The sequence below is a fragment of the Paenibacillus piri genome (genome assembly GCF_004354045.1).
GTDB lineage: Bacteria > Bacillota > Bacilli > Paenibacillales > NBRC-103111 > Paenibacillus_S > Paenibacillus_S piri.
Map to the genome: position 1 here is coordinate 36,126 of NZ_SMRT01000001.1, position 22,568 is coordinate 58,693.

The 22,568-nt window shown below is 53.3% G+C and carries 19 protein-coding genes and 1 pseudogene; 14 read left to right on the forward strand and 6 right to left on the reverse strand.

Going from position 1 to position 22,568, the window contains the following annotated elements:
• Positions 1-48 precede the first annotated feature (48 nt).
• From E1757_RS00165 to E1757_RS00180, 4 genes are all read left to right on the forward strand, one after another.
• Positions 49-1,065, forward strand: coding sequence for a methionine ABC transporter ATP-binding protein (locus E1757_RS00165; protein WP_133224797.1), 1,017 nt, complete (start codon positions 49-51; stop codon positions 1,063-1,065).
• On the forward strand, positions 1,058-1,717 hold the full coding sequence (locus tag E1757_RS00170) for a methionine ABC transporter permease (protein ID WP_133224798.1): 660 nt from the start codon (positions 1,058-1,060) through the stop codon (positions 1,715-1,717). Before E1757_RS00165 ends, E1757_RS00170 begins: the two co-directional genes overlap by 8 nt.
• A 36-nt stretch (positions 1,718-1,753) precedes the next feature.
• The gene (locus E1757_RS00175) at positions 1,754-2,620 is read left to right on the forward strand and encodes a MetQ/NlpA family ABC transporter substrate-binding protein (protein ID WP_133224799.1); all 867 of its coding nucleotides are present in this window, start codon (positions 1,754-1,756) and stop codon (positions 2,618-2,620) included.
• A gap of 101 nt (positions 2,621-2,721) precedes the next feature.
• Positions 2,722-3,615, forward strand: a complete 894-nt coding sequence (locus E1757_RS00180) for a DMT family transporter (protein ID WP_133224800.1) — start codon at positions 2,722-2,724, stop codon at positions 3,613-3,615.
• On the opposite strand, the gene E1757_RS00185 is transcribed toward E1757_RS00180, so the two are convergent.
• Positions 3,612-4,310, reverse strand: coding sequence for a metal-dependent hydrolase (locus tag E1757_RS00185; protein WP_133224801.1), 699 nt, complete (start codon positions 4,308-4,310; stop codon positions 3,612-3,614). The genes E1757_RS00180 and E1757_RS00185 overlap by 4 nt on opposite strands.
• A 26-nt stretch (positions 4,311-4,336) precedes the next feature.
• On the opposite strand from E1757_RS00185, the gene E1757_RS00190 reads away from it, so the two are divergent.
• A complete protein-coding gene (locus E1757_RS00190) occupies positions 4,337-4,534 on the forward strand; it encodes a hypothetical protein (RefSeq protein ID WP_133224802.1) in 198 nt (65 codons plus the stop codon).
• Entirely contained in the window at positions 4,531-5,604 is a 1,074-nt protein-coding gene (locus E1757_RS00195; protein WP_133224803.1) for a hypothetical protein, read from the forward strand. The genes E1757_RS00190 and E1757_RS00195 overlap by 4 nt, the downstream gene beginning before the upstream one ends.
• 159 nt (positions 5,605-5,763) lie before the next feature.
• On the opposite strand, the pseudogene E1757_RS00200 reads toward E1757_RS00195, so the two are convergent.
• Positions 5,764-5,914: pseudogene (locus E1757_RS00200) on the reverse strand (cell wall hydrolase); the annotation flags it as partial.
• A 264-nt stretch (positions 5,915-6,178) separates the two neighbouring features.
• Here E1757_RS00200 and E1757_RS00205 point away from each other — a divergent pair.
• The gene (locus tag E1757_RS00205; protein ID WP_133224804.1) at positions 6,179-7,453 is read left to right on the forward strand and encodes an MFS transporter; all 1,275 of its coding nucleotides are present in this window, start codon (positions 6,179-6,181) and stop codon (positions 7,451-7,453) included.
• Positions 7,454-7,532: 79 nt separating this feature from the next.
• On the opposite strand, the gene E1757_RS00210 is transcribed toward E1757_RS00205, so the two are convergent.
• Positions 7,533-8,939 (reverse strand): hypothetical protein, encoded by a 1,407-nt coding sequence (locus E1757_RS00210; RefSeq protein WP_133224805.1) that lies wholly within the window; start codon positions 8,937-8,939, stop codon positions 7,533-7,535.
• 209 nt (positions 8,940-9,148) lie between these two features.
• Positions 9,149-10,510: a hypothetical protein gene (locus E1757_RS00215; RefSeq protein ID WP_133224806.1), complete on the reverse strand. Its 1,362-nt coding sequence runs from the start codon at positions 10,508-10,510 to the stop codon at positions 9,149-9,151.
• A 204-nt stretch (positions 10,511-10,714) separates the two neighbouring features.
• Here E1757_RS00215 and E1757_RS00220 point away from each other — a divergent pair, with 204 nt between their 5' ends.
• The 4 genes from E1757_RS00220 (at position 10,715) to E1757_RS00235 (ending at position 17,049) form a co-directional block, all read left to right on the forward strand.
• Complete coding sequence (locus E1757_RS00220; protein WP_133224807.1) at positions 10,715-11,212, forward strand: CYTH domain-containing protein; 498 nt, start codon at positions 10,715-10,717, stop codon at positions 11,210-11,212.
• 740 nt (positions 11,213-11,952) lie between these two features.
• Positions 11,953-14,493 (forward strand): Ig-like domain-containing protein, encoded by a 2,541-nt coding sequence (locus tag E1757_RS00225; protein ID WP_133224808.1) that lies wholly within the window; start codon positions 11,953-11,955, stop codon positions 14,491-14,493.
• A gap of 102 nt (positions 14,494-14,595) precedes the next feature.
• A complete protein-coding gene (locus tag E1757_RS00230) occupies positions 14,596-16,008 on the forward strand; it encodes a glycosyltransferase family 2 protein (protein ID WP_133224809.1) in 1,413 nt (470 codons plus the stop codon).
• Between the two features lie 213 nt (positions 16,009-16,221).
• The gene (locus tag E1757_RS00235; protein WP_133224810.1) at positions 16,222-17,049 is read left to right on the forward strand and encodes a sugar phosphate isomerase/epimerase family protein; all 828 of its coding nucleotides are present in this window, start codon (positions 16,222-16,224) and stop codon (positions 17,047-17,049) included.
• A 348-nt stretch (positions 17,050-17,397) separates the two neighbouring features.
• Here the strand turns inward: E1757_RS00235 and E1757_RS00240 are convergent, their stop codons facing one another.
• A complete protein-coding gene (locus E1757_RS00240) occupies positions 17,398-18,759 on the reverse strand; it encodes a hypothetical protein (protein ID WP_246078950.1) in 1,362 nt (453 codons plus the stop codon).
• Between the two features lie 196 nt (positions 18,760-18,955).
• On the opposite strand from E1757_RS00240, the gene E1757_RS00245 reads away from it, so the two are divergent.
• Positions 18,956-19,537, forward strand: coding sequence for an SLOG family protein (locus E1757_RS00245; RefSeq protein WP_281282474.1), 582 nt, complete (start codon positions 18,956-18,958; stop codon positions 19,535-19,537).
• 213 nt (positions 19,538-19,750) lie between these two features.
• Here E1757_RS00245 and E1757_RS00250 read toward each other — a convergent pair whose 3' ends face one another.
• The gene (locus E1757_RS00250; protein WP_133224811.1) at positions 19,751-20,671 is read right to left on the reverse strand and encodes an aldo/keto reductase; all 921 of its coding nucleotides are present in this window, start codon (positions 20,669-20,671) and stop codon (positions 19,751-19,753) included.
• Positions 20,672-20,895: 224 nt separating this feature from the next.
• Between E1757_RS00250 and E1757_RS00255 the strand changes: the two genes are divergently transcribed.
• Together E1757_RS00255 and E1757_RS00260 are read left to right on the forward strand one after the other, a co-directional pair.
• The gene (locus E1757_RS00255) at positions 20,896-21,903 is read left to right on the forward strand and encodes a LacI family DNA-binding transcriptional regulator (RefSeq protein WP_133224812.1); all 1,008 of its coding nucleotides are present in this window, start codon (positions 20,896-20,898) and stop codon (positions 21,901-21,903) included.
• A gap of 112 nt (positions 21,904-22,015) precedes the next feature.
• Positions 22,016-22,489, forward strand: coding sequence for an RpiB/LacA/LacB family sugar-phosphate isomerase (locus E1757_RS00260; protein ID WP_133224813.1), 474 nt, complete (start codon positions 22,016-22,018; stop codon positions 22,487-22,489).
• The last annotated feature ends 79 nt before the right edge of the window (positions 22,490-22,568 follow it).

Sequence of the window (22,568 nt, forward strand, 5' to 3'; positions counted from 1 at the left end):
GGAGCCTTATCTTCAATATTATTTTTGTGCAGGTGCGGGGGGACGCAGATGATCGAGCTGAAACATTTAAATAAACAATATAAAACGAAAACAGGGTCAGTCACCGGTGTCCACGACGTCAGTCTGACGATCCGCAGAGGCACAGTATTCGGCATTGTCGGATACAGCGGCGCGGGCAAGAGCTCGGTGCTGCGCTGCATCAACCTGCTGGAAACGCCTACCTCCGGAGAGATCTGGGTGGACGGCGTTAATCTGACGTCGCTTTCGAAGCAGGAGCTGCGGCGGGCGCGGCAAAAGATCGGGATGATCTTTCAGCATTTTCATCTGATCAGCAGCAAAACGGTGTTTGATAATATCGCCTTCGCGCTGAAGGCTGCGGATAAGCCGGCCTCCGAGATCGGCGGCCGCGTCCGGGAGCTGCTGCAGCTTGTCGGGCTGTCCGACAAGGCGGACAGCTATCCGGCCCAGCTGAGCGGCGGCCAGAAGCAGCGGGTCGGCATTGCCCGCGCGCTGGCAAACGATCCGCAGGTATTGCTCTGCGACGAGCCGACCTCGGCGCTCGATCCGATGACGACGCATTCGATTTTGGCGCTGCTGCGCGAAATCAACCAATCGCTGGGCTTGACGATCGTGCTGATCACTCATGAGATGGATGTCGTCAAGGACTTGTGCCAGCATGTGGCTATTATGAATAATGGACGCGTCATTGAAGAGGGCGCGGTGTACGATATTTTCGCCAATCCCGAACAGCCGCTGACCAAGGAATTCGTGCAAAATACGCTAGAGTTCAAGCTGCCCCGAAAGCTGTGGGACAGACGGAATCCGGACGGCATGATTGTGAAGGTGGTGTTCCGCAACGAAGCGGCGGAGCAGGCAATCATCTCCGATATGCTGAAGCAGATTCCGGTGAATGCAAACATTCTTCACGGTAAAATCGATTACATCGGGGACAAGCCGCTCGGTACGTTTATTATGGAGGTCACCGGCGATGCCGCTCAAGTGGAGCGGGCTTTAACGTATTTGGTCGATCAATCCTGCGCAGTGGAGGTCGTAAACCATGACTGATTTTGTTCAATTGCTGCCGGATATGCTGAAGGCCTTTTATGAAACGTTATATATGGTGGGTTTATCGCTTCTGATTGCGATCATCGTCGGGATTCCTTTAGGTATTTTGTTGTTCATCAGCGACCGCGGCCTGTTTGCCGAAAACCGGCCGGTGAATCTGCTGCTGGGCGTCCTGTCGAATGTGATCCGCTCGATTCCGTTTCTCATCCTGCTGGTGCTGCTGCTGCCTTTGACGCAGTGGATGCTCGGCACGACGATCGGCCCGACGGCCGCGGCCGTGCCGCTGTCGGTGGCGGCTGTGCCGTTCTATGCCCGCCTGGTGGAAGCGTCCCTGCGCGAGGTGAGCAAGGGCGTCATCGAGGCGGCCGTGGCGGCAGGAGCCAGGCCGTGGCTGATCATCCGCGAAGTTTTGCTGCCCGAGGCGAAGCCCGGCATCATCTCCGGGCTGACCATTACGGCAATCAGCCTGCTGGGCTTTTCGGCTATGGCCGGTACGGTCGGCGGCGGCGGCATCGGCGACCTCGCCATCCGGTTCGGCTATTATCGCTACGACAACCAGGTGCTGTTTACAACGGTTATTTTGCTTATCGCGCTTGTCCAGATCATTCAGCTTATCGGAGATTGGGCCGCGCGGAAAGTCGATAAGCGTTAAATAATAATACAGAAAGAAAAAGAGGGAGAACGAAACATGAGAAAGAACTTACTGATCCTGATGGCGCTAACTCTGATTTTTGCCGTATTTGCCGCAGGCTGCGGCACGAAGCCGCAAGCGTCAGACACCCCAAGCAATGCGGCAGGCGGCGCCGTGAAGGAAGAACCGAAGAAAACGTTGAAAATCGGCGCAACCGCCGGGCCGTACAGCGATATGGTCAGCAAAGCGATCAAGCCGATTATGGAAAAGAAAGGCTACACGATCGAAGTGGTCGAGTTTAACGACTATGTGCAGCCGAATAAGGCGCTTGCGAATGGCTCGTTGAATGCCAACCTGTTCCAGCATGTGCTATACTTAAAGAAATTCGCCGAAGACAACAAGCTCGATTTGAAAGAGTTAATCAGTGTGCCGACCGCTCCGATGGGTCTGTACTCGAAGAAATTCAAATCGGTTGACGAGATCAAAGAAGGCAGTACGCTGACGATCGCCAACGACCCTGCCAACCTGGCCCGCTCGCTCGTTCTGCTTCAGGATATCGGCCTGGTGAAAATCAAGAAAGATGTGGACCCGGCGAAAGCTTCCGAGAAAGATATCGAGGACAATCCGAAGAAGCTGAACATTAAGCCGCTTGAGGCCGCCCAGCTGCCAAGAACGGTCGACAGCTCGGATTTGGCCCTTGTTCCGGGCAACTTTGCTCTTGCAGCGAAGATGGATCTGACATCCGCATTGAAGCTGGAAAATATGGCGGAAAACTACCGCAATGTATTGGTTGTGAACACGAAGGACGTGGATACGCAGCTTGGCAAAGATTTGAAGGAAACGATCCAGTCCAAGCAATTCGAGCAAATTATCGATGAGCAGTTCAAAGGCTTCTCCAAGCCGGAATGGATGAAAGGCAAGTAAGTATAGATTGCGGAATTATCGTGCCCGAAGTCATTGGGCATCATCATACGAAAGGGCTGCTGCGTGCAGCCTTTTTAATTGTCACAAAGGAGTGGAACGGCATGGCAAAGCTTTCCCGGACGCGTACTGCGCTGCTGATCGCATTTCTCGTATTAATTTGGGGGATCAATTGGCCTTTATCGAAAATCGCTCTTTCTTACACGCCGCCGGTGCTGTTTTCGGGAATGAGAACGCTGCTGGGCGGACTGCTGCTGCTGGTTGTTGCGCTTCCCCGCTACAAGCAGCTGCGGTTTAAGGAAACATGGCCGATGTACGTGCTTTCGTCCCTGTTAAACATCATCTTATATTACGGTCTGCAGACGATCGGACTCAATTATATGCCTGCAGGGCTGTTCGCGGCGATCGTCTTTCTGCAGCCGGTGCTTGTCGGTTTGTTTTCGTGGCTCTGGATGGGGGAAGCGATGAACGGCCTGAAATTTACCGGCCTCATTCTCGGCTTCTCCGGCGTCGCCGTCATTAGCGTTGGCGGCATGTCCGGCCATATATCCGCGATCGGCATTTGGCTTGCCGTCGGGTCTGCGCTCAGCTGGGCGCTGGGCACCCTGTATGTGAAAAAAATAGGCGGCAGCGTCGACCCGATCTGGCTCGTCACGGTGCAGCTGATCATTGGGGGCATGCTGATGACGGCACTCGGCACCGAGGTCGAAAGCTGGTCGAGCGTCGTCTGGAGCGCGCCGTTCATCGCATGCCTGCTGTTCATATCCATCTTTGTCATCACGGCCGGCTGGCTTGTGTTCTATCATCTGATCGGCGCGGGCGAAGCGAGCGAGGTGGCCTCGTACACGTTTCTGATTCCGCTAATCGCCATTCTGATCAGCACGCTGTTTTTGCACGAGCCGTTTACGTTGTATCTTTTGGCCGGCCTGATTCTCATCGTCATCAGCATTTACCTGGTCAACCGCAAGCCACGCAAGGCGGCGGTAGGCGCTGCCTAAAGGCGGGCGAGCGGGATTTCCTCACCGGGCTTCATCGGGAATCCCGCGATCCCTTTTGCTTTCAGCTGTCCGGCGAAAGCCGCGGCGTCCTGGGCTATCATAGGGAATGTGCTGTGATGGATCGGAATGACCGCTTTGGCCCGCAGCCATTCAGCCGCGATCAATGCGTCCGCAGGACCCATCGTCAGCAAGTCTCCGATCGGCAGCAGCGCGTAGTCGATCCGGTTCAGCTCCCCGATTATTTTCATATCTCCGAATAAAGACGTGTCCCCGGCATGCAGCAGCGTGATGTCGTTCCAGGTCAGCAGGTAGCCTCCCGGCATTCCCATGTATACGATCTTTTGCTCTTCTTCGATAACCATGCCCGAGCTGTGAAAAGCTTGCACCATTTTGGCTTTGGCGAAGCCGAGATCGACCGTCCCGCCGATGTTGACGCCAATCGTTTTCAACCCTTTCCAGGAAAAATATGTAGCCAGCTCGTAAGTGGCGATAATGGTCGCGTCGTTAGCGCGCGCGATCGTTTCCGCATCGGCGATATGGTCGCCATGACCGTGTGTAAGCAAAATATATTGCGCCTGAATATGTTCCGCCTTCGTAACGGCGACAGGGTTTCCGTTCAAAAACGGGTCGATCACAACGGATTGGCTGCCCTCGGTAATTTGTACGCAGGAATGACCGTGATAAATCAGCTTCATCTTCAGATTCCTCCTCGTGATTTGAAATGGCAGCGTTGAATGCGCTGTCAGCAACTATTTTACATGGTTCTGTCAGGGAAGAGCAAATCGCCGCCGGAAGCTTCCTGAATTTTCTTGTCATGATTATTCCGTTTTATACAGAAAATGAATTCGGACAAATTAATCGGGAAAAGGGATGGTTCCTATCGACAAACGTTATGTTTGCCTGGCGGTTTCTTTCTTGATATGTATGATGGTCGGCCATTCCGCTCTTGCGGCTCCTGAAATGATAACGGAATTGTCCGTGAAAATTTCTCCGCAATCGGAATTCGAATCCCGTCTGACAATAACGAACAATCAATTATTCGACCGGTTCGACCGTAAAAGCAAACGTACGCCGGCGCCCTTCATCCCCGACACCGACACTGTCGTCGCCTTGAAGGTAAACGGAAACGAAGTAACTTACCGGCTGGATCGCGAAGGTATGCTATACAACGAGCAAACCAATGAAAGGATCGAGCTCAAGCCCAAGGTAAAAGCGAAGCTCGTCCAATATGCCGAATATTTGCGGTCCGTTCACTACGGGCAGATTGTGCCTTGGGAGGAAGCGAGGGCGCTTCTGCCGAAAAAAATGAAGTTTAAAGTGGTCGACATCGAATCCGGGCTCAGCTTCAACGTCCAGCGGAGAGCCGGGAGCCAGCATGCGGATGTGCAGCCGCTGACCAAGGCGGACACGGCGGTCATGAAGCGAATTTACAACGGCAAATGGAGCTGGAAGCGGAAGGCTATATTGGTGCAGGCCGGCGACCGGATGCTCGCCGCTTCCATGCACGGGATGCCGCACGGCGGCGATGGCATCCCTGATAACGACTTTTCGGGACATTTTTGCATTCATTTTCTGGGGAGCACGACGCATGGCTCCCGCAAGGTCGATCCCGAGCATCAGTTGATGGTCTTTAAAGCAGGGGGGCAGCTGGAAACGTATTTCGCCCGGGCTACGCCTTATGAGATCGTGGATGCTTATTTTAACTCGTTCAGCCTGGACCATTCGTATTTGCAAAACATCAGCTTCACGAATAAGCGGCATATGCAGCTGGAAACGCTGATGCGCAATCCGGATGAAATTACAAAAATCCGTAAAAAGCTCAAAGCCTCTAAAGCCAAGACGGATGAGCTGACCGCCGTCGAAATTCCGGTCGAGGTGGGGATTACCCGGAAAGGCCTCCGCGAGGAGCGAATTACCGTCATTTTTCAAATGAAACGGACGTCCGTAACAGGCCCGTGGAAAATCGACGAGATCGAAATGATCTCCTAACACCTGACTATGAATTTACATGTAAAATGCCGCTTCCATCCCCACTTATATAGTGGTATGAAGGCGGCTTTGCCTATTTTTTGGGACTGTATTATCGGTTGATACCCCTATGGGACAGCCCCTTATTTGTTTGTGGTGCCTCGCGATTGTTTAGAACGTTTGATAATAATATCCGTGAATCGTCGCTTCGAATGCATGCGGCTGATACACAATCTGGGTGAATAGTGCTAAGCCCCTTGAAATCGGAGCAATTCGCCCGGATCCGGTTAATGCCGACGTTGCCGACCAGCAGCATGAATTGTTCGCCTTTAGTGTATGAATGCCCGCCGGGACTGGTGCCCAAGAAACTCGTTGAGTAAGCGGCGAATCGCCGGTCGTTCCGAAAAACTTTTATAGACCGGACTCGTTAATTGTACGCTACAAGGGCATCATTCTGTGGTACGATGGAAAAACGGGACGTTAAATGGAGACGGACGATAGTCCGGTCGGCAGGCGGAACCATGACCCTTTCCGCGCAGCGGCATGGATTCGCCGGGCTTTCAAACTACAGTCGGAGAGGCGAGGATGCTAACGTATGTCGATGTCGAGTGGTACAGCAGTTACGGAGGACCAGCAGTCGCAGACTGGATTCGTCAAAAGAAACCCGTATAAAGACGGGCCGTTCTGGGGGATTTGTATCGGACACGCGTTCACTCACTGGTATCCGTCCTCCATGTACATTTTACTGCCTTATATTGTCATAGCCTACCAGTTTTCGATCACACAGGCGGGACTGCTAATAACGTTAAGGTCATTGGTCAATGCGCTGTTGACCATGCCGATCGGTGCGGTAACCGATATGTCGAGGAAAAAGCATTTGTTTATGGCAGCTTCTTTGTTTATGGTCGGCATGCCGTTTCTGTTTATCGGCTTTGTTCAGGAATATTGGATGTTCGCGATTTTATTTATCATCATGGGCGTCGGCAACGAGTTCTGGCATCCGGCCTCCTACACTACGTTATCCGTTCGCTTTCCGGATCAGCGGGGCTTGACGTTCGGCTATCACGCAATGGCTTCCAATCTCGGGGACATGGTGGCGCCGATCGTCATCGGCGCGCTGATCGTCACCTACACATGGCAGGAAATTATATACTGGAACTTCGTTCCGGGCGTGTTTTTCGCGGTGTTTATATTGATTACGCTGCGCAATATGACGGTCGATACGTCGTCTAAACTGAAAGCGCGTGCACAGAGCGATGGCGGCGGGCTCAAGGACTACATGCAAGGGGTCAAGCAGCTGCTGCGCAACCGAACCGTTGTGCTGATCGCTTTGCTAAGCGGCATCCGGGCGATGGCGCAAAGCGGGATCATGATTTTACTGCCTTTATATTTAGCGATGCAAATCGGTTTGAATGCATTCTGGGTCGGGATGACGCTGGGCGTGCTGCAAGCGGGAGGATTGATTGCCGCGCCGATCGTGGGCAGAATGGCGGATCGGTCGGGTCCGCGGAACATTTTAACGACCTTAATGGTCATTACATCGGCGATGCTCGTCATTGTATCGCTGATCCGCCACGACTGGCTGCTGATCGGCACGATTGCCGTTCTCGGCTTTTTCCTGTACGCAATGCGCCCGGTGCTGCAGGCATGGGCGATGGAGAGCACCGACACGCGGGTGGCGGGAACGACAACGAGCCTGCTGTTCGGCATACAATCGCTGATGGGCGCCGCTTCGCCGATCATCGGCACCTATTTGGCGCAAACCTACTCCTACGCCGCGGCCTTTTATTTTTTGGCGGCTGTCATATTGGCAGGCAATCTGGTCATTCATTTCATACCCAAGTCCGAGGGCGGGCAGACGACGGAATGAGCTGTGCGAGGGCTGCCGGCTAAGTCTCCGGCTTTCAGCTTGCTTGCCGTCTTTTCGATGGAAGCCGGAAAGCCGCAATTTAAGGCGCAGACAAGTCAATAAATAAATGATTCAATACATAATCAAACCATCGTCCGCTTCGGGTTGAATTTGTCAGGCTTATTTTATTTTTTTTATCGACGACATAAGTGTTTCCGTTCCGGTCTTCATATGCCGAGTAGGCAATATGATCCGCCAGTTTTTTGACCGAAAAGGATGTGTCCACTGAGTAAAAGCCGTCTTTCTCTTTAACCATGGTCGGCGAGAAGCGATTATTGGATGATCGGATCATAAGCTTGTTGTTTTGAAGAGCTGTAATTTCAATGTCAAAAGCGTTGAATTCGGCGTTAAGCCCATGGATGTCCCCGTTTGCTTCAATAAGCGCGATCTGCGAATACGGATTAGCCGGTCTCCACGTACCGAAATTCGAATCGCTGACAAGCCAAACCGAACCGTCGGACGATCGGATTATACGAGTCGGACTCTGGGTCATCCCGGGTATTTGTTTAGCTGCCCTGTCTTTAACGATAAAGTAGCGGTATTCGGGCAGCAGGGTCCACCACTTTTCCGAGTTTTCGCTGTCTTTTCGAGCGCCGACCACGACCAGATCCATACCGTTGCCAATATGTAGCGCTTTGCTTATGACAGGATGACCTGCCGATTTCAGAGCTTCCAGGTCCATAAGATCGATGCCGTGATATCGTATCAGGTTACCTTCACGCTCAATATTTTTCCCTGCATCAGCTTCGAAGGGAAGTATGATTGCGCCGCTTGCTTGAGGAGCGAGCTCCTTGATTGACGCTGCCTCGGCTTCGTTTAATGCCGCCGGATCATGCTGCAGGTCCTTCGATATTTTCAGGAGTCCGGCGGTTGTCGTATCCAGGTAAAGATAGCGATCATCATCATAAATGATGTTATGCAATATTTGAACCTGATCCGTTCCGATTCGGAGTCCCCCGCTGCTATCCCAGTTTACTTCCCATTCGAATTCGTCATGTGCAAATTTCCAGGTGAGAGGGAAATATGTGATGTCTTCATAAACAAGCAATGGGTACGGTTCGCTCGAATTGTCGATCGTTTTTCCATTTACGGATACAGGGAACATCGGAATCGTTGCATGCGTCGGCTTTTCCGCCTTTGAAGAGCTCTCAGGATTAACGGCAATTCCTTTCGGTGCCGATTTTATAATCGCGAGACCGTTTTCCTGGCTCCAGCTTACGATCAGCGCAAGCGCTTGGCCGTATTCCCAAGTCATCGGTACGTAGGTGACGTCTCTATAAAGCAGCAAGGGGTACCGCGTTTTTTCATTGTCGATCGTAACGCCGTTCAGTTCAACCGGAAAAGGGACTCTGCTCACTGAAACCGAATTTGCCGCATGCGCGGAAGAAGCAATGAAGCCGATACTGCCCGCAAGAACAGCAGCAATCAATTGTCTCTTTAACCTCATTCTATCGCCGCCTCTTATAAGTATTACTATATAGACGCATGACAAGGGGATGAAGTTACGTGCAACAACAGAAGGATCTTCCGGATGGAAAGACGGTTATATTCGGCTCGGCGGACCCCTAAATCTGATTCATTCGCACCGGGGGACACGTTGTAAGTGAACAGGGACAGCCAGAGTGTCCAAAAATCACATGGGGGACCCGACGCGAGCTAATGAATCCATGTGATGATCAGCAGGCCCAGCCCCGTAACCAGCAGCAGGTGCAGCCCGTTCGCGCGCAGTCCGGCCTCCAGTCCCGAGGTGCCGGACAGCCGACTCGCCAGCAGGTTTAACGGATTGACCGGGCTGACGGTCGAGGAAATGGACCAGGAAAGCATGAGCAGCATGGCCAGCACGATGTTGGTCGTACCCAGGTCATGCGCATTCATCTGCGTCACGAGCGTTGTCACGGTCGCCATCGGATGGACGCCGATGAAGGTGACGACGACAATGAATGCGACGACCGAGAGCGCAAATAAGAAGAACGATTGATGCGCCAAGCCGTTCAAAACCGTCTTGAGCCCGTTGCCGAAGGCGGTTCCCTGCAGCGCTATGCCGAGCAGCCCCGCGCTTGTAAACAGCACGATTTCATTGTTCATGAACGGCACGGAATGGTCCCGGAAGGAAACCAGCATCGGCGCGAGCCGGCTCCAGCCGCGTGTAGATACCGCCCACAGCAATGGAAAAGCAAGCGCCAGCAGGCTGACGAGGACAAGCATCGACCAATGGGTCGCAAATTCAAGCAGGAAGGTGATGCCCATCAGCCCGATGACAATCAGGCCGAGCCTTGCCAGCTTTTTGCGGTACATGCCGGAGTCCTGCGCCGCATCTTCCTCCATTTCCGCCGCGGCGGCGGTCTCCGGGTGGTCGTTGTGCCGCAGATGGCGGCCCGCCCAGAACGCAAAAAGGATATTGCCCATCACGACGAACAGGAGCGCCAATCCGATCCCGTACGCCATATATTCGGTGATGGGAATGTGCAGGTAATACAGCACGAGCGCAACCGAAGCATAGTACGGGGACCAAAGCATCGTCGTCGAAAAGCCGACCAGATAGCTTTTGGCGAGCATCATGGGCGGCAGGCTATGCTTTTTTAAAATTTCGTCGACGACGCGGATCGAGCCGAGGTTCAGGATAGGTCCTAAAATAAACAACACGGCCGTAATGCCGGCAAACAGCTTCCGCGGCTGATGCTTCAACCGGCGCAGCAGCGTGTCGATCGCCTCGAAATAGCCTCCGAGCTTTAACGGCAGCGACAGCAGCGGAACCAGGATAACCAGCGTGAGCAGCGGCAGATTCATTGAAATTCCTTGACGGATGCCCGCAAGGCCGGTCCCTTTGCTCAGCTCGACGGCAATGCCGACGGCCATCATGCTGATGCCGAACCATCGGGCCATCGGGTTTGCCTTTGACGCGCTCCCGGCAAAGGCCGCCAGCGTCATCACAATGACAATATTTTCAAGCCATGGCAGCTGAACGAAATATTGAATAAGGAACAGTCCGCACATGGTTAATATTAAATAACTTCGCATGGTGTCTTCCCCTCTCTCCGGGTATTATCATAACAGATTGTGCGGGCAGGAAGAAGGCGCTTTTTGAAATTCGCGCGTCGCAGAACCATTTTCCGGCTGATACGGTCCGGTACGACGGCAATAATCCGATAGTAACAGTTGCCCTTTTCAAGCGCTATGCTAAAATCAGATTTGGCAGTGCATTGAAGGGAGGTTCGCCGCATCGTGGGCAAGGAAATCGAAAGAAAATTTTTACTGCACGCTTTTCCGGCCAAGCAGCTTGAGCGCCATGAGCTCGTCCTGGTATCGCGGCAGCATATTTACCAGACGTATTTGGCTTTTTCCGACGATCAGGAAATCCGCGTCCGGCAGCTCATCAATCACGATGGCCGCTCGCAATATACACATACGTTTAAAGCGGGGCACGGCTTGGTCAGGGAAGAGATCGAGTACCCGATTTCGGAGCAGGTGTACCGGCAGTTATTGGACAATACAAAGCTGGTGCCGCTGGAGAAAATCCGGACGACGGTTGAGCAGCAGGGCCGTCTGTATGAAATTGACGAATACAAGCAGATCGATCTGATCGTCGTCGAGGCGGAATTTCCCGACCTGCAGGCCGCGCAATCGTTCGAAGCGCCGGACTGGTTCGGCAGGGAGCTGGGGCAGGAAGAGGAGTACCGCAATAAAACGCTGTGGATCAGGCTGCAGACGCAGGCGACATAATACACATGCAGGATGTCACAGCTAAAACAGCAAGTCGAACATAACGATTACAACGCAATGCAGCCGCAATGCCGGCGTTTCCGGGAATCCTGTTGGGCCGTTTCGTACGTTCCCGTGAAAACGGTCTACTGGCTGCTGGTTGTTGAATTAAGCGCAGGTGAAATCTAGCATTCCTTGGACAGCAGTCCGCGGGATGCTTTTTTTATAAGATCAGAATGTATAAGTTTTCAGCGGAGCTGAAGCATTCTGATCTTTCAAGAAAAATTACCGCTAAGACACGAATGTATCTTCGTCGAAAGTACCCCGATCAGGAGTTTTTTTATAATTTCAGAATTTATATGTTTTCAGCGGAGCTGAACAATTCTGATATTGCAAGAAAACCTACATTTGAATCGCGGTCGCTCATCCTGGAAAAACCTCGATAGAGGATTTCTTATAGCGGAACTTTGGAGACTGTCGATTAATAGGGATAAGGGCTTGGAGAATGGCTTCAGGGCGAGTTTTTTATTGCATTGATACCGAAAAGTATAATGAAATCAAGGCAATAAAACGTGTTTGAGCTTCGAAGTCGTATCCATTGCCCGTTCCCGTCCTTTAATCGACAGTCTCCTTTGTCGAGCAGTGTAAAAATATACGGATTCGTGTAAAAAAACACAACTCTGGACCGGATAGCTATGATAAACTGAAGTATACGGAATGTTTTCGGAAAAATTGTTGATCGTAGAGGTGAATCCCGATTTATGAAAAGGAAATACAAGCCCGGAAGGGGCGGTACCGGTAAGAAGCTGGCCAAGCTGCTGACCGCTTCGCTTGTGATGAATCCCTTGTTTTATATGCTTCCGCAGACGAGTTCGTATGCCAATGACGTTTCCCCGCCGGTTGCCCTTTTGAAGGCGCCGTTCGTCAAAAGTCCGCTGCCCGATCTGCAGGCAAGTGTAGGAAAGCCGCTGACGATCGATCTTGGCCAATATTTTGAGGGGGCGGGCTCCTATACGTCATCCGTCAGCCAACTGCAAGGATTCAGCGCATCCGTCAGCGGCAATTTGCTCACGCTGAACAATGAGCGGATGGGTACGGCAACGGTAAGCGTAACGGGTACATCGACCGGCTCGGGCAGCGTGACGGATACGTTCGAGGTTTCCGTCCTGCCGGAGGCGCTTGGCCGCGACCAGAGCGGCAAAGTCGGTATCGGACAGGTTACGGCTTATGTCGGCAGCCACCCGGTGGACCGGCCGGCCGTGAATCGGCTGCTTCATTTTATATCGCCGCAGACGGCTTCAGCATCGCCTAACACGCCGCCGAGCTCAAAAATGTTGTCATTGTCCGTCAACAAATCCGAGACGGTCCTCATAGCACCCGAGCAGTTGTTCGAGGATGCCGACAACGACGCGCTGACCATCGAAACATTCAGCCTTGGCTCTACCGGCAGCGTTACTTCCCAATTGATAAATAACCGTATCGCCCTTACCGGCATTCAGCCGGGCTCCTTGGTTTTAAAAGTGACCGTCAACGACGGCCGCGGCGGACGGGCAAGCAACAGCTACCCGCTGACGGTCGTGGATTCGACGAATCATGCTCCGGTGTGGAACCACTCCATTTCGCAAGTTTCCGTAACGAAAGGAACGTATGCCGCCGTTGATTTACGCAGCTCTTTTACGGATGAAGACGCAGGGGATCAGCTGTTCTTTAATCCGGTTCAGCTGTCACAGGCAGGCAATTACATACAAGTATCGCAAAATAACGGTTTGCTCAGCATATACGGGGCGGAATTGGGCTCTTCGACGGTTACCGCGTCCGTCTATGACGGACGCGGCGGGACGGCCCAAGGCAGCTTCGGCGTTACGGTTACGAACGCGACCTATGTAAATCATGCGCCTGTGGCCGGCAGCATCGAACCGCGAACGACGACGCTGGGCGAGCCCATAACCTTTCCGCTCAGCAGCTACTTTTACGACCCGGATGGCGATCAGCTATTCTACACCATATCGAATGCACCGGCGGGCATCGTGACAACGAGCATGACCAGCGGACAATTAACGATCATGCCGCAATCGCGGGGTACTACCGTGCTGACCTTGACCGCTACCGATACGTCAGGCGCATCGGCATCGGCCAGCTTCGGCGTGACCGTTGCCAATCGTGCGCCGGTGCTGCTCCCACCGCCCATCCCATTACAAACGATTAATCATACTCATTCTGCATTCGTTAATTTGACCGGCCGGTTTACGGATCCCGACGGCGACATGCTGGACTATTCGGCGATTACCGATTTGGGCGGCGATCTGACCGTCACGCCGTTCGCGACCGGAAACATAACGGCTGCAAATATATCAGGTTTGCCGAGAGGCACGAATCTGGTCACGTTGAAAGCGGCTGACAGCTTTGGCGGCAGCGTCACGGATACGTTCACCGTCGACGTACTCAATAACGTTCCTGTGCCTGACGAGCTTTTCCCGACCCCAATGGTGAAAAAAACTTATTCGACCACCGTTCGTGCGACTGACTTGTTCATCGATGAGGACTCGGACAGCCTGACGTTCTCCTCGTACGTATCGGACGATCCTAATATCGTGTCCGTTACACTGGCTAGCGGCTCGCTAAAGCTGACGGGTGTGAATTACGGTTCGGCTACGGTCACGGTTGCAGTGAGCGATAACCATGGCGGGACGGCAAACCGATCGTTTCAGGTCATCGTCAACGATCCTCCGACGGGCAATATTCCGTTTGACGCAAGAATGCTGAACACGGGTCGTTCGCTTCTATTGGATCCGACCTTGTATTACAGCGATCCGAATCAGTCGGAACTGAATTACTCCGTCCAAGTGCTGCCGGGCGGGGAGAGTGTCGTTAGCACCGCAGCTCTTGCTGACGGCAGTTTCCAAATTAACGGCACCGGATCGGGGACGGCCACCATTCGAGTCACGGCCAAGGACAGCCTGAACGCTTCGACGGAAGATACGTTTACGGTCGAGGTGTACGACTTGAATCAATACTACGTGTATGACTCTGTTACTTCTTTCGGTTCGTTTGATTTGAGCTATACCGATATATTTGCAGGCTATATCTTCAGCTCGCCGTCGTTTGCCGTATCGTCCGGGAGTATAGACAGTAATTATTTCATTAATGCTGCCAATTATGGAAACTGGCTGACGCTGGACAGGAAAGACAATCGTGTCGGCACGACTACCATCACCGTTATTGCTAACGAAAATCCAGGACCTGTCGAAGCCGCAAGCAAGCAAGTCAAATTTAACTTCTATGACGGCGGTATCACTTACTGACCGGTAAGGCTGGTCCGTTTATTTCGGAATTTGCAAGGCCAACCTCGCCGTTGGTCTTGTTTGGTTCACAGCGATACGGATGTTCATGCGGAGGGGAATCTATTGCGGCAAGCTATACTCGAACCGATCGTACAGGCATTAAAATTGAAGCGCTACAAAGATGCGGAGATCATGGCGGCCGGCGTGGTGCGGAACGATCCGCTGCTGGCGCAGGCCTGGGTATATTTGGGCGAAGCCTTGATGCATCAAGGCTGCGGCAAAGCGGCGCGGCGCGTATTTGACCGGGCCTGGATGCTGGACCCGCAGTCGGGTTGGGTACCTGCGGTTTATGAGGCGGTGAAGAACGTCCCGGACGGGCCGGAGAGAGCGTCTATCCACGAACTGCTGCGGGTAAAGAAGGTGTCGGTCGCCGCCGCCGTTCTCGTTTATAACAGCGAACGTTCGATTGAACGCTGTCTTTCGCATTTGTCCGGAGCGGTGGACGAGATCGTCGTGATCGATTCCGGTTCGACCGATCGTACGCCGGAGCTTGTACGGCGGTTTGCGGGCGCCAAGCTCGTGGATGTGGAATGGCGGGACGATTTCGCAGACAAGCGAAATCGAGGCCTCTCGCATGTGGAAAGCGACTGGGTGCTGTGGGTCGATGCCGATGAATACCTTGCATCCGAGGACAAGCATACGGTTCGGGAAGTCGCCGGATTGTTTGACGGGCTTGACCTTCCGCCAGTGCTGCTGATTTGGCAGATGAATCAGATCAACGGAGCCGTCTCGGACGAGTTCACGCAAGCCCGCATGTTTCCGACCCGGCGCGGCTTATGCTTCAAAGGGCGGGTTCACGAGCAGATTGCGATCGCCGGGGATGGAGTATTGGAAAGCGACACCTACCGCCAGTCCGTACGTATTCGGCTGCATCATGACGGCTACGAGCCTTCGATCGTACAAAAGGAACGGAAGCTCGAGAGGAATTTGCGGCTGCTCGAGCAAATGGTGGCGGAGGAGCCGGACAATCCGGGCTGGCTTCTCTACTACGGCCGGGAAAGCTGGGCTTACGGAAACACGGATCATGCGCTGGAGTTGTTTCTGGCTGCGGAGGAAAAGGCTGCGGCCTTTCCGCGGTTTGGCCGGACGCTCGACATTCAAATGTTTCTGGCCAAACTGTATTTGTCCCGCAAAGAGCTGGACTTGGCCGAGCAGGCCTGCAGGCGCGCCCTTGCGGCAGCGCCGAATTTTCCGGACGCAATGTATTATTTGGCGCAAATTCAGATGAGGCAGGCGGTCCGGCTGCTGCAGAGCTCCGAGCAATCGCTGCGCGGCGCCAAGGAGCAGTTCCAGACGTACCGCGGCCCGACGCCGGCCGATTCGCAAATTGCGCAGTGGAAATCGGATGCCGCGCTGGCCGATCTTGCCCTGATTACGGGCAAAAAGGAGGATGCGCGGGCACTGCTGCAGCGGCTGCTTGAGCGGAACCCGGGGCTTGAGCAGGTTCGGCTGAAGCTGCGGCAGCTGGAGCGTTGAGCGAAGCTTATATATACGGGAGCTGTGTTGCTCGAAGCCAGCGACTGACTTGGCAGTACTGCTCGATCCGACCGAAATGAAATCGCACAGCTGCGGACGATTATGCTATGATGAGTACGTTCGATGCAATCGCGGCGAATTGATTTGCAGCACGGATGATGGTTGCATCACAAGTCATTTATTGATGCCGTTAAGGAGAAGGAGGAATAACCGATGCCTTATTTATCCGTAAGCACATGGAGTCTGCATCGCTTGCTCGGCCCGCTTCGCCTGATACAATGGGATGCGGACGCCGACAAGCACACCACCCTTTTGAAGGATCAGCCTGAGGTGCTGACGCTTCTTGAGCTGCCGGGCGAGGCGGCCCGGCGGGGGTACAAAGCGCTGGAAGTATGTCATTTTCATTTTCCGTCAACCGAGCGGGACTATTTGCGGCAGCTTCGGGAAGCTTTTGCGGCGGCTGCGATTTCATTCGATACGCTGCTGCTTGATTACGGCGACCTGACGGCGGCCGATCCGGTCCGGCGCGAAGCCGATTTGGCGCTGATCCGAAGCTGGATCGATATTGCCTCGCATGCAGGCGCCAAGCAAATCCGCATCGTTGCGGGCGATGCCCAGCCGACCGATGAGGAGGCGATCCGTCAGTCCGCCGCCGCATTATCGGAGCTTGCGGGATACGGCTCCGAACGGTGCGTGCGCGTCATTAGCGAAAATTTCCGCGCATTGACGTCCACCGCAGCGAGCTGCGTGAGCCTGCTTGAGCAGGCCGGACCGGAGGTAGGGTTTATTACGGATTTCGGCAATTTTCAATTGCCCGGCAAATACGAGGAGTTTGCTTCGACATTGCCCCGCAGCGTATCGGTTCATGCCAAGGCCCAGTACGACGACAACGGCTTTCCCGATGAGGCCGAATTTTCGCGCTGCCTGGAAACGGTGAAAGCTGACGGATTTCAAGGCGCGATGGTACTCATTTATGACGGACCCGGCGATATGTGGGAAGGGCTGGAGCGAATCCGTACTCGGGTTCAGCCATATTTGTAAACCGCTTGCTGCCTCGCATCGGTCGGTAGGACGTCAGCATGCGGCGTTGAAGCTCGGATGAAGGCTGCAGGAGCGTCTTCAATAGCGGTCTCGTCCGGCACCGTACTTCACAACCTTGACGATCGCGCTCGTCCTTCGAGAATGGCGTACCGTTTATTTTTGTCATAATACTATTTTTTGGGGTGACCGGGAGGTCGCCCTTTTCTTATGAACGGGTTGCGAGCCGTTGAACTCATAATTTTTTTGAGACGGGGCTGGAATTATGCCTTATATACCTCCCTGTCAGCATCTTAAAAGACCGTCCGGCGACATACCTCACGGCTTGTCTCCGACCGTGTTTCTGTCGAATTACAGCAAGCAAAGAGCGGCAATGACGCCGATCCCGCCGAAAACAAGCCCGAAGCCGAGGTTCCACATCGTGATCCGGTATGGATTTACTTGAAGCAGGCCGCTCATAATCGTCACGGTCGAGTTAAAAGTACCCATAAAAGATGAGCACAGGCACGCGGTAATCAGGAGAATCGCAATGCTGAGCGGATTCATGATCTGCAAAATCGGTTGTAAAAAGAATCCGAACAAACTCATTACGACCAACGGATGCACGCCGATCACCGGCAAAATGAGGCAGGCCGCAAGGATAAAGACGAACAGCAGAGCAGGCCATTGCGATATCGCTTGAACGGGCCCCTCCATAAGCTGAAATAAATGCGTTTTCGAGACTGCGCTGTTGAAAAAGCCGAACGATAAAAACAGCACCAGCAGGTGACGCAAATCGTTTACATTGTGTTTCCACTGCTTCCGCGAGGTCGATATAAAACGGTTGAAGCGCCGCAAAATCACGGCCCACAACAGGGAGAACGGAAGCAAGGCAAACGTCATCGCCGCAAAAAATGAAATGCCGAGAACGGTTTGCAGCGCAAAGGCCGAGCCGATCAGCAGCACAAGGGCAAGCAGAAACGCGCCTGTTTTGGACCACGAAGGAGCCAACTGCGGCGTACCGTCATCCTGATGATTCAGCGGGATTTTACGGAATTGCAGACCCCACAGCGAGCCGGCCGCAAGCAGAATGGCGGAAAGGCCGAGCATCCAGGGCAGCAGGGACAGGTAGGAAACTCCTGTGATCAGCACGGCTGTTGCGACCAGCGGCTCGACCGGACTCCAGACGGCGACGATACCGAATCCGCGAAGAATCGACATGCTCATAAAACGGTTTACCCGATGCTTGTCCTGCCCCTGCAGATGCTTGCTCAGCACCCGGTACAGCAGCGGAATTGCGGCAAAAAACAAAAAGAGGCTCAGCAAATAGCTGACCGCTAAAGAACGGATATACAAATGTCCAAGATGGCCGGATCGTATGTTAAGCCATCGGCTCAAATGCCGGTCGTACCCTCCGATTCGAATGACGCGGTTAATAAACGGCAGCATGTACAACAGCGAAATCAGCATGACGTTGGAGGTCATCAAGTAAGGAAACCGGGCAAGCGGCACACCCGCCCAAACAACGCAGAACATCCCGGCGGTAAGGAAAATAGCGGCGACAATTTGAAACATTCTCCGGGCGGCGTGCAATGAGACCAGCAAGCTGAGCAGCGCCAACGTGCCTTCGACACCCAGCAGCCATTGCCAGCCTGTCAAAGTTTGCAGCACAAAGGAAACAACCAGCAGCGTAAAAAGAAACGGTCTGGATGCGTTCATCATGGTGTAAATCACAACAATTTTCTCCTGTCTGATTATAAATGACGTTAATGAATTCATTGGTATTATAGCACTAGTTGAAATCGGCCGTATACCCGAATTCCGAAAGTTTACAGCGGTGCCGTAAGCTTGTGATATAATCGATAGCGGCAATGATTGAAGCTGGACGGCAAAATGATGAGGCGGTAGAACGGCTGAAGGCTGAACGGCCGTGCGGAAGGATGGAGGCGGCGAGCGGGTGCACAAAGTGCTCATTATGGGATACAAAGCGTCGGAGCTCGGTATTTTTTCTTTGAAGCATAAAGGGATCGACATTATCAAAAAAGCTGTCACCAAGCAAGTCATCGCCCTGATCGACGACGGTTTGGAATGGGTTATCGTCAGCGGACAATGGGGGGTCGAGCTGTGGGCGGCGGAAGCGGTGCTGGAGCTGAAAGAGACGTACGGTCAGCTGCGTCTGGCGGTCATCACCCCTTTTCTGGACCAGGAGGAAAATTGGAGCGACGAGAAAAAAAGCCGGTACCAGGCCGTGCTGAAGCAGGCGGATTATGTAAACAGCATATCGAAAAGCAAATATGACGGGCCATGGCAGTTTAAGGAGAAGAACAAGTTTTTGCTGCGCAATTCGGACGGGATGATTTTGCTGTATGACGAGGAACAGGACGGCTCGCCGAAATATATCAAGGAGCAGGCGCTGCGTCTGTCCCAGCTGCGCAGCTACCCTATTGTCAGCGTCACGGCAGCAGACCTGCAAAGCATCGCCGATGACGAAGCGCAATCGGATTATTTCTAGCGCTCGCATGTAAAAAGCCGCTTCCATCTCCACTTATATAGTGGTATTGGAGGCGGCTTTGCCTATTTTTTGGAGCTGTCTCACCGGTTGCTACCCTTTTTGGAAAGCCCTATTTTAGACTTTTTAACATAATGTAAAGTCCGTTCCCCTGCCGTTTACAAGCTTGACTATTTACAAGCTTAACCGTTTACCGGCTTAACTACCGCCTCCCGCCTACCGGTCGAAGCGGCTGAGCTGCTCCTTCGTAAACAGCGCTTCGCCGGCTTGGGCGTTGGCGGCCGCCTGCTGCGGATTTTTCGCCCCCGGAATGGCTACGGCGGCCGACGAATGGGAAATGACATAGCGCAGCGCAGCCGTTGCCATATCTTCGCCGTCATGAAGCGCTTGCTTGACTTCGTTCATTTTGCGGATGCGTCCCGCGTACTTCTCGCGCTCCGCATCGTCCGTGCTCCATTTGGAGCGCACCGTATCGGTAAATACCGTGTCCTCCGTATATTTCCCCGACAATAGGCCCATGCCCAGCGGTCCGCGTACGAGCACCGCGATGCCGTGCTCCTCGCAGTAAGGGAGAAATTGCTGCTCCGGCGCACGGTTCAGCAAGGAGTAGTCTACTTCGACGACGCGGCAGTTGCCGTTCGCGTTAAACTTTTTCAGTACTTCAAGACGGTCGGTCGAAATGCCGTATTCCCTAATTTCGCCGTCCCGCTTCAATATTTCGAAGCCTTCGAGAAAAACCGAAGGATCTTCGATATCTCCGATATGGCACAGGACAACGTCCAAATAATCCGTTCTCAGCCGGTGCAAAGAAGCATGCGCGCACAAGCGGATCATGTCGGGGGTCGTAATGGGCACGCCTTGGCCGGTTCTTTTGCCGAAGTTGCCGATTTTGGAAACGATATAATTGCGGTGCCGCTCGCCTGCCAGCGCCTTCCCGAGCCGCTGCTCGGACAAGCCGTTCGGAATGCCGTACGATTCGGCGGTATCGAACAGATTGACGCCATGGTCCAACGAGGTGCGGATCGTCGCGTAGGAGGCCGCGTCATCGACTTCCCCCCACTGGTTGCCAATATTCCAAGTACCCAAGCCAATAGCGGAAACTTGCCATCCCGTATTTCCGAAACTGCGGTAAATCATGATTCACCACTCCTTAACGAAAAATAAGTTCGCAATCGCTTACAAGACAGGCTTTCTTCATTATACATGAAAAAGTTTCCTGCCGGGTAATTTCTCAACGTCAATCGGTTTGCGTGTTTGATAGCTAAAAGCTCGGCAGGTAAATAAATTTCATCGTTGACTTGCGGCCGATTGAATGACTACAATCAAGTTAATCGTTTAATTAAAGGAGGTGAACATGCTAATTGAAGAGGGCGACGCTTAAAGAGGTGGCTATGCTGGCCGGCGTCTCGACGGCTACCGTCTCCAATGTTTTGAACCGGACGAAATATGTAAGCGAAGAAGTGACGAACAAAATCAATGCGGCCGTGGCGGAGCTGAATTATCAGCCCAACAGTGTGGCCAAGAGCTTGCGCGTACAGCAATCCCGGATCATCGGCTTGCTTATTTCGGATATCGCCAACCCGTTTTTAACGGAAGCTGTGCGCGGCATCGAAGCGGAGCTTGCCCGGAGCGGCTATAATATTTTGCTCTGCAACACGGATTCCTCGACGGATAAGGAGCGCAGCCATCTGGAGACGCTTATCGGCAAACGGGTGGACGGATTGATCGTCTCATCGGCCGGGAACTCGGGCGAATATTTCCGCTCGCTCGGTACGGCCGGGGTACCGATCGTATTTCTGAACCGCTGCCCGGAATTTTTGAATTCCGATGTAATTATGACGAACAATATACAGGGAGCGTATGCGGCCACGGAGCATTTGATCCGGCATGGCAGCCGCGCCATCGCGATCATCACGGGACCTCTGTCGATTAGCACGGGCAATGATCGCCTGACCGGCTACCGAAGGGCGCTTGAAGATTACGGGATAACCGAGTCGGCGCAGCTGGTGAAGGAAGGGCTTTTCGACATCAGGAGCGGCTATGAAAGCATGAAGGAACTGATGGAACAGGAAACGAAGCCGGATGCGGTGTTTGTTTCCAACAACTCGATGACATTGGGCGCATATAAATATATAAAGGAAGCGGAGCTGCGTATTCCCGGGCAGCTCGCGATTGTCGGTTTCGACGATCCGGATTGGGCGGAAATTGTAGATCCGCCGATGACAACCGTCAGACAGCCCGCTTATCAGCTGGGCGTACTGGCGGCGGGCTTAATGCTGGAGAGAATCGGCAACCGGCAGGCAAGGCGGGAAATCACGTATTTGGAGCCTGAGCTCATCATAAGACAATCCTGCGGCTGTCAGGCTTAAATTTTTCGCAACAGTTTTATGATTGCTAATTAAACGATTAACCGAAAAGCGAATTAAACCAAGTTAAACTTTAAGATAGTTTCAAATCTATTTAAATGGGAGGAATTCGACGATGAAAATTGCAATCGGAGGCGATCATGCCGGTTTTCCGTTGAAAGGAACGGTTATTGCGGCGATGGAGAAAATGGGCCATCAGGTTAAGGATTTCGGGTCGTACGACAGCAATCCGGTCGATTTTCCGGATATTACGCGCAGCGTTTGCGCGGCTGTGCTGTCCGGCGAGGCGGAGCGGGCCGTTATGGTATGCGGCACCGGGGTAGGAGCGTGCATTGCCGCCAACAAAATTCCGGGTATCCGGGCTTCCGTATGCCACGATATTTATACCGCCCACCAGTGCGTAGAGCATGACGACGTCAATGTCATGTGCGTCGGCGCGCAAATTATCGGGCCCGTCCTTGTGACGGAGCTGCTCGAACGGTTTTTGAATGCGGAGTTCAGCACGGCGGAGGAGTTCCGCCGCAGAGTGGAAAAGCTGCATGCCATGGAACGGCAGAACGCGGTTTCGCAGCCGAAAGCTTCGCAGTAGCAATCCTGTCAATTATTGTAATTATAACGTAAAAGCTTCGTCAAAACCCGGCGTCCCGATTCGAGGACGGCCGGGTTTT

Coding starts and splice junctions, on each gene's coding strand:
- E1757_RS00165 (WP_133224797.1), top strand. CDS start 49: ATGATCGAGCTGAAACATTTAAATAAACAATATAAAACGAAAACAGGG.
- E1757_RS00170 (WP_133224798.1), top strand. CDS start 1,058: ATGACTGATTTTGTTCAATTGCTGCCGGATATGCTGAAGGCCTTTTAT.
- E1757_RS00175 (WP_133224799.1), top strand. CDS start 1,754: ATGAGAAAGAACTTACTGATCCTGATGGCGCTAACTCTGATTTTTGCC.
- E1757_RS00180 (WP_133224800.1), top strand. CDS start 2,722: ATGGCAAAGCTTTCCCGGACGCGTACTGCGCTGCTGATCGCATTTCTC.
- E1757_RS00185 (WP_133224801.1), bottom strand. CDS start 4,310: ATGAAGCTGATTTATCACGGTCATTCCTGCGTACAAATTACCGAGGGC.
- E1757_RS00190 (WP_133224802.1), top strand. CDS start 4,337: ATGGCAGCGTTGAATGCGCTGTCAGCAACTATTTTACATGGTTCTGTC.
- E1757_RS00205 (WP_133224804.1), top strand. CDS start 6,179: ATGTCGATGTCGAGTGGTACAGCAGTTACGGAGGACCAGCAGTCGCAG.
- E1757_RS00210 (WP_133224805.1), bottom strand. CDS start 8,939: ATGAGGTTAAAGAGACAATTGATTGCTGCTGTTCTTGCGGGCAGTATC.
- E1757_RS00215 (WP_133224806.1), bottom strand. CDS start 10,510: ATGCGAAGTTATTTAATATTAACCATGTGCGGACTGTTCCTTATTCAA.
- E1757_RS00225 (WP_133224808.1), top strand. CDS start 11,953: ATGAAAAGGAAATACAAGCCCGGAAGGGGCGGTACCGGTAAGAAGCTG.
- E1757_RS00235 (WP_133224810.1), top strand. CDS start 16,222: ATGCCTTATTTATCCGTAAGCACATGGAGTCTGCATCGCTTGCTCGGC.
- E1757_RS00250 (WP_133224811.1), bottom strand. CDS start 20,671: ATGATTTACCGCAGTTTCGGAAATACGGGATGGCAAGTTTCCGCTATT.
- E1757_RS00260 (WP_133224813.1), top strand. CDS start 22,016: ATGAAAATTGCAATCGGAGGCGATCATGCCGGTTTTCCGTTGAAAGGA.